At 63.0% G+C, this 6,582-nt stretch carries 8 protein-coding genes; all 8 read right to left on the minus strand.

Annotated elements, in window-relative coordinates:
* Positions 1-288: 288 nt before the first annotated feature.
* Entirely contained in the window at positions 289-969 is a 681-nt protein-coding gene (locus tag EYW42_RS18810) for a TOBE domain-containing protein (RefSeq protein ID WP_135536986.1), read from the minus strand.
* A 160-nt stretch (positions 970-1,129) separates the two neighbouring features.
* A complete protein-coding gene (locus tag EYW42_RS18815; RefSeq protein WP_375137138.1) occupies positions 1,130-1,876 on the minus strand; it encodes an amino acid ABC transporter ATP-binding protein in 747 nt (248 codons plus the stop codon).
* Positions 1,877-1,893: 17 nt separating this feature from the next.
* Entirely contained in the window at positions 1,894-2,643 is a 750-nt protein-coding gene (locus EYW42_RS18820) for an ABC transporter permease (RefSeq protein WP_135536988.1), read from the minus strand.
* Positions 2,640-3,566 (minus strand): substrate-binding domain-containing protein, encoded by a 927-nt coding sequence (locus EYW42_RS18825; protein ID WP_135536989.1) that lies wholly within the window; start codon positions 3,564-3,566, stop codon positions 2,640-2,642. The genes EYW42_RS18820 and EYW42_RS18825 overlap by 4 nt, the downstream gene beginning before the upstream one ends.
* A 162-nt stretch (positions 3,567-3,728) precedes the next feature.
* Positions 3,729-3,983: a hypothetical protein gene (locus EYW42_RS18830; protein ID WP_135536990.1), complete on the minus strand. Its 255-nt coding sequence runs from the start codon at positions 3,981-3,983 to the stop codon at positions 3,729-3,731.
* A 125-nt stretch (positions 3,984-4,108) separates the two neighbouring features.
* Positions 4,109-5,128, minus strand: a complete 1,020-nt coding sequence (locus EYW42_RS18835) for an aldo/keto reductase (protein WP_135536991.1) — start codon at positions 5,126-5,128, stop codon at positions 4,109-4,111.
* 213 nt (positions 5,129-5,341) lie between these two features.
* The gene (locus EYW42_RS20040) at positions 5,342-5,491 is read right to left on the minus strand and encodes a hypothetical protein (RefSeq protein WP_202613968.1); all 150 of its coding nucleotides are present in this window, start codon (positions 5,489-5,491) and stop codon (positions 5,342-5,344) included.
* A gap of 29 nt (positions 5,492-5,520) precedes the next feature.
* Positions 5,521-6,555, minus strand: a complete 1,035-nt coding sequence (locus EYW42_RS18840) for a CapA family protein (RefSeq protein WP_135536904.1) — start codon at positions 6,553-6,555, stop codon at positions 5,521-5,523.
* Between the last annotated feature and the right edge of the window lie 27 nt (positions 6,556-6,582).

Genomic DNA, 6,582 nt, shown 5'->3' on the forward strand with positions numbered 1-6,582 from the left:
TGGCGGGCACGTACCACGCATTGGAATCTCTGGAACCCCACCGGTTCCGAAGCTATCTCAACTATCGCCCGAGAACGAAGTGAGATATCGTAACGCAGTTCGTGAGATTATCATGTCGGGTACCAGTTCGCGAAAATATGAAGTCGGACGGCAGTTCGTGAACGTGTCGTGAAAGAGAGACACCGACACTCCTAGTTTCCGGTGAAAACGGTTCTGGGGGCCCTCAACAATATCGGAAAGGGTAGTTACCGATAGGTATCGGCGTACCGGAACTTCCTTGCTCCGGCGTTACTCCGAGACGCCCCGGGTCGCCGTCGCCTTGAACGATGCGACGACCGTCCGTTCGGGCTCGAGTCCGAGTTTCTCGACGCTACCGCAGGTCACCAGCGCTAACAGGGGCGTTTCTGCGCCGATGTCCACCTCGACGCTCGCGACCGCTTCGCCTTCACCGACGGTTAGAACGCTCCCCGTGAACTGATTTCTGGCGCTCGTTTCCGTGGGTGCCGGCGTGTCGTCGGGCGCGGTGAGCGTGACCGCATCCGAGCGAACGCTTACCGCGACTGCCGTCACGTTCGGCGGCACCAGCGCACAGATCCGTCCCGCGTCGGTATCGACGGTCGCCAGTTCCCCTGTCCGCTCGACGACCCGGCCAGAAAACACGGACTCCTCGACGGCGGCGACGCCCGCAAACGCCGCTTCGAGGCGGTCGAACCGCGACAGCAGTGAGCGGGCGTTCTCCGTCAGTTCGCTGCCGCCGCCGTCAGCCCCGCCTCGCTGGCGGTCTACGAGGGGACCGATGGCTGCTTCGAGGTCGACGATCCGCTGTTGCATCCGGGCGTACGACCGTCCGAGTTCTCCCGAGGCGCGGTGGATCGACCCGTGTTCGTCGACACCACGGAGCAGTTCGACGTCTCGCTCGTCGACCGTCGCGCCGTCGACCGTCAGCCGCGTCTCGAAACTCCGCTCCATTCCTTCGGAGACTGTACCGCGCCGCCGTACATATTGCTGGCGTCTCCGGTGCCAGTCCGTCTGCTGTCCCGGTGTCGGTCCACTAGTCCGCTTGCCGTCCCAGTGGCAGTCCGCCTACCGTTCCAACGGTCAATCCGGCACTTCGTCTGCCGTACCAGACTCAGTACACCAGTTCGCCGTCGACGAACTTCGCCGTGCGGATATCGTCAGGGTTCTCGAACACCTGCTCTGTCGGCCCGACTTCGATTATGCGCCCGTCGAGCAACACTGCGACGCGGTCTGCGATCCGCCGGGCCTGGTGCATGTCGTGGGTCGCGACCGCCACCCCGATGTTCCGGTCGCTGGCCGCCAGGACCGCGTCTTCCAGTACCGACGTGTTACGCGGGTCCAGGTCGGAGGTCGGCTCGTCCAACAGGAGTACGTCCGGGTCGTACGCCAGTGCCCTGGCGAACGAGACGCGCTGGGCCTCGCCGCCGGAGAGCGAGGGAGCGTGCTGGTCTGTCTTATCGGAGAGCCCAACGACGTCGAGCGCCTCTCGGACGGCGTCTGGAGTTCCGTTCTTCCGGACCGCCCCGCGGACGCTGCTCCGCAGTCGTTCCCGCCACGAGCGCCGCACTCGGAGGCCGTACGCGACGTTCCGGCTCACGCTGGCGTCGAAGAGACTCGCATCCTGGAACACCATCCCGATGCGTCTTCGGAGCGCGAGACGCTCGCTCTCGGTCGCCGTCCAGACGTCTGTCCCGTCGTACGTTACCGTCCCCTCGTCTTGCCGTTCGAACAGCGCCAGGATCCGCAACAGCGTCGTCTTCCCGACACCCGACGGGCCGACGATCCCGACGACTTCGCCAGCATCGATGTTCAGGGAAACGCCCTGGAGGACGGGGGTCCCGTCGTATCCGTGTTCGATACCGGCGGCGCGGAGACTCACCGTACCGTCCCTCCGTCACCGAGACGCATGACTAGCGCATTCACGACCAGAACCAGCACCAGTAACACGGCCCCGAGTACCATTGCGGTGTCGTAACGGCCCTGGCGCGCTTCCTGTCGGATCGCCGTCGTCAGCGTTCGCGTCTTTGAGATGCCGTTCGCGCCGGCGATGTTCCCGCCGACGATGAGCACCGACCCGACCTCGCTGATCGCCCGGCCGAACCCGGCGAGTACTGCGGTCGCGAGACCGTAGCGCGCCTCCTTGACGACGACCAGGGCGACGTCGAGTCGCGTGCCGCCCATCGCGTAGGCGGCGTCGCGGACGCTCTCGTCGACGCTCGACACCGCTGCGAGACTGATCCCCGTGATAGGCGGCGTCGCCAGAATGACCTGCGAGATGATCATCGCCTCCTTCGTGAAAACGAGGTTCAGATGGCCGAGCGGGCCCTGATTCGACACCGTAAACAGGACGACCAGTCCGACGACGACGCTCGGAAACCCCATCCCCGTGTTGATGACAGCCGTCACGAGGCGCTTCCCGATGAAGTCGGTGAATCCGACGACCAGCGCGATGGGGAGGCTCACGAGCGTGCTGAGAAACACCGCGATACCGCTGACGTACAGCGAGACGCGGATGATGCTCGTGACGTACTGGCTCTCGAACGGGAAGTCAGCGAAGAGTGGTCCCTTTCCGACCGAGAGATCGACGATCAGTGGCCCGATATCGACGGCCGCCTCGACGCTCATGCACGCTCGTCTGAATCGTCAGCACTCCAACCTTCCGGAACGTACTGTTCGAAATCCGGGTCCTCGGAAAGTGCTTCGGGGAAGAACAGCTGTTCGCCATTCGCGGTGTACTCCGCGATGCGTTCTTGTCCCTCGGGACTGGTGATGTATCCGATGTACGCCATGGAAAGGTCGTAGTTCACGTTCTCGTGAACTGCGGGATTAACTGCCATGATCCCGTACGGGTTCGATAGCGAGTCCGGACCGCCTTCGATCGGTCCCTGGACCAGAATGACGAGGTTGCTATCAGCACGCCGCGAGAGATAGGTGCCGCGGTCGGAAAGCGTGTACCCGGACTGCTGGTTCGTCATGTTCAGCACTTGGCCCATCCCCTGTCCGGTTTCCTGATACCAGTCGCCGCCGGGATCGACGCCCGCCTCGTCCCAGAGCGCTAACTCCTTGGTGTGGGTCCCTGAGTTGTCGCCGCGGGAGACGAACGTCACTTCTTCCTCGGCGATAGTCGCTAGCGCCTCCGTCGCCGACTCCATCCCCGCTATTCCCGCCGGATCGTCCTCGGGCCCCACGATGACGAAGTCGTTGAACATGATGTCACGCCGGTTGACGCCGTACCCTTCTCGCATGAAATCGTCTTCGAGCGAACGCGCATGGACCATCACCACGTCGGAATCGCCGTTACGTGCCGTTTCGAGGGCGGCACCCGTTCCCTGCGCGACAGCGTCGACAGTCACGCCGTACATGTCCTGAAACGGCGCGTTCAGTTCGTCCAACAGCCCGGTGTCGTAGGTGCTCGTCGTCGTCGTGAGCGTGAGCGTCTCGCCGGTGACGCCAGCCTCTCCGTCGTCCTGTCCGAACGACGTACATCCCGCCAGTCCCGTGGTCCCGACTCCAAGTGCCGCGACGAACTCGCGTCGTTGTATCTTCATGGAAATATCGATCCCTCCGTAGGTAAAAAAGCGTTTAGGTAGCGTAACCGAATGTCGTTATCGTACAGCAGTAGTAAAGCACAGGTCGATCTAAACCCCACACAGCACTGAACCAGAGACGAATGGCGGAACCGATCCGTGAACCGCCGTAATCGATAGCGGTTACCTCGAAACGAACTCGAACTCGGTTGTATCGCCGACTGTCGTCCCCCCGTCGACGGCTTCGACGCGGAGTACAACATCTCGAACTGCCCCACACCCACGACTGACGAACTCTTTCCACTCGTCGCCTGGCGAGACCGGACCGTCTCTCGCTCGACGGAGATACGAGCGGTATGTGTCGGTCTCCAGTTCGTTGCGGCTCCGCTCGTCCTCCGGGTACGAAAGGGTGACGCGGTCGGCGATGATATCCGTCATTGGTTGATGCAATTCGTTAGCATCTATCGTAGCGATTCACGTCTTGGTTAGGCGACGTACTGGAAAAAGCACTGTCGTTGCGGGGTACGCGTAGTACTGACGCTTTTGTCGCTGCCGAAGTGCCGTCAGTCCCGATGCCCCCACCGACGGCCTTCCTCGTCGTAACGTGCCTCGGCGATACGATTGAACTGGTCCTGCGACAGCGAGATGTCCGTCGCGCCGGCGTTCTCCTCCAACTGATCGGTCGTGCGCGCACCGACGATCGGCACGCAGGTGAACTTCTCCTGGTCCATTAGCCAGCGGAGGGCGACCTGCGCGGGCGTCCCATCGGCCTCGTCGGCGACAGCGCGGATCTCGTCTAACACCTCCCATCCGCGGTCAGAGACGTAGTACTCCTCGAACTGCGGGTCGATGTCGCCGCGGGAGTCGTCGGGAGCGACGACGCTGTCGCCGTCGCGCTCGTATTTGCCGGTGAGAAAGCCGCCGGCAAGCGGCGAGTACGGGCACACTGCGAGGTCCTGGTCGGCACAGACGTCGAGATAGTCCACCACGTCGTCCCTGTAGGCGGCGTGAAACATCGGTTGGGTCACGTCGAAGCGCTCCCAGTCGTTGACATCGCTCTTCCAGAGCGCCTTCGTCAGCTTCCAGGCGGCCATAGTGCTCGCGCCGAGATGGTTTACCTTGCCCTCGCGGACGAGGTCAGTCAGCGTGGAAAGCGTCTCCTCGACCGGCGTCTCGTCGTCCCAGCGGTGGATGTAGTAAACGTCGAGGTAGTCGGTACCGAGGCGGTCGAGAGTCCCCTCGACCTGGGTCCGGATGTGCTTGCGGCCGAGTCCCTGGTCGTTCGGGCCGGGGTCGCCCCATCCGTCGAACGGGAAGTACACCTTCGAAGCGAGGACGAAGTCGTTACGGTCGTAGTCGTCTAGCCACTCGCCGATATACTCCTCGCTGGTCCCGTTCGGATCGCCGTACACGTTGGCGGTATCGATGAAATTGACTCCCTGATCCCAGGCGGCGTCGAGCAGTTCGTGCGCTTCCTCGCGGTCCGTCTCGACGACACCGTTTGACTCCTTGCCGAATCGCCACGTGCCGAAGCAGATCTCCGATACCTTCGTTCCGGTCGCTCCGAGTGAGGTGTACTCCATAGATAGCATTCCTCTCGGCTCCGGAATAAGGGTTGAGGCATCGGAAATCCCTCGCGAAAATACACCGACGCAGTCGTGTCCGTCCGCTGCTGTCTCGTTCTCCTCTCTGCGCTGTCTCGCCTTTTCGTTCCTCCCTCTGTCGGTCCCGGTTCGGTTCTCTCTTCCGGCCTTTACTCCCCGTCCGCCGAATTCGCGTCACCTCTCTTTCGACTTCTACTCCTCGTCCGCCGAATTCGCGTCATCCTCTTCCTCGTCCGGTTCCTCCTCGTCGCCACGGTCTTGTTCTTCCTGTATCTCCCGTTCGCGCTGGCGTTGCTCCTCGTCGCGGGCCTGTTTCTCTCGCCCTTCCTTCGTGTCGCCCATAGTCCATCGATCTACCCCAACTGGCTTAATCATGTACCGTCGTTAGGCTCACCTGACGCGTCGCCGTCGACCGCCGTCACCAGTGCATCGCCGTCCCGATCGAACGTCGTACCGAACGGCGCGGAGAGATCACGCATCCGCTCGCGGCTCCAGTCGGCGGTTTCGTCGTCCGCCCGGTTGACCGTACAGTTCTCGATCTCGATCGGCTCGAGTCGCAGTTCACGCGGGTTCCCCTCCGGGGAGTCGACCAGTACTTCGAACAGGAAACTCCGGTCGTTACGCAGCGTCCGGTCGACGGCGTAGTCGTCGACGAAATCACCCGCGTCGTAGATGATCGGTGCGCCGTCGTACAGTTCGACCCCGTGGAAGACGTGCGCGCTGTGGCCGTGGATCAGGTCGACGCCGCGGTTGACGAGCCATCGGCCGAATTCACGGAACGACTCCGGCGGTTCCTCGACCATGTTCGGTCCCCAGTGGAGCGACGCGACGATCAGGTCCGGGTCCGCCGCGCGTGCGCGGTCGAGCGATTCCGTCACGAGACGACGGGTTCGATCGTCGTCAACGTCTATCTCGACGCGCGCCGTCCCGGGGCTGTCTTCGTCCGCAGCGTACTCCGGCGTGTTGTCAGTGAACGCGACGACGGCAACGGTCAACTCTCCGAGAGAGACTGTCGCGGGGTCCAGCGCTTCGGACCGAGTCGGGCCTGCGCCGGAGTGTCCGATACCGGCGGCGTCGAGTTCGTCGAGCGTGTCTCGAAGCGCCGACTCCTCGAAGTCGAGGACGTGGTTGTTGGCGAGACAGGCGTAGTCGACGCCGGCGGCTTCGAGGGCCCTGACTGCCCAGTCCGGATCCGCTCGGAAGTGGAAGGGGCGACGCGTACGGGTCCATCGGGTACCACGGCCCGAGAGACAACACTCGAGGTTGATACAGAGCGCGTCGAACGAGCGCAACTGTTCGAGCGTATCGCCCCACACTGCCGTCGCATCACGTCCGCGCTGGCGCTCGTTCACCTTTCGACCCAGCATCACGTCGCCGGTCAGACCCAATCGGCGGTAACGGGTCATAGTTCCACGTACGTTCGGTCAAAGCAA

It is taken from the genome of Halostella pelagica, assembly GCF_004762015.1.
GTDB lineage: Archaea > Halobacteriota > Halobacteria > Halobacteriales > Natronoarchaeaceae > Halostella > Halostella pelagica.

Coding starts and splice junctions, on each gene's coding strand:
- EYW42_RS18810 (WP_135536986.1), bottom strand. CDS start 969: ATGGAGCGGAGTTTCGAGACGCGGCTGACGGTCGACGGCGCGACGGTC.
- EYW42_RS18830 (WP_135536990.1), bottom strand. CDS start 3,983: ATGACGGATATCATCGCCGACCGCGTCACCCTTTCGTACCCGGAGGAC.
- EYW42_RS18840 (WP_135536904.1), bottom strand. CDS start 6,555: ATGACCCGTTACCGCCGATTGGGTCTGACCGGCGACGTGATGCTGGGT.
- EYW42_RS18825 (WP_135536989.1), bottom strand. CDS start 3,566: ATGAAGATACAACGACGCGAGTTCGTCGCGGCACTTGGAGTCGGGACC.
- EYW42_RS18835 (WP_135536991.1), bottom strand. CDS start 5,128: ATGGAGTACACCTCACTCGGAGCGACCGGAACGAAGGTATCGGAGATC.
- EYW42_RS18820 (WP_135536988.1), bottom strand. CDS start 2,643: ATGAGCGTCGAGGCGGCCGTCGATATCGGGCCACTGATCGTCGATCTC.
- EYW42_RS20040 (WP_202613968.1), bottom strand. CDS start 5,491: ATGGGCGACACGAAGGAAGGGCGAGAGAAACAGGCCCGCGACGAGGAG.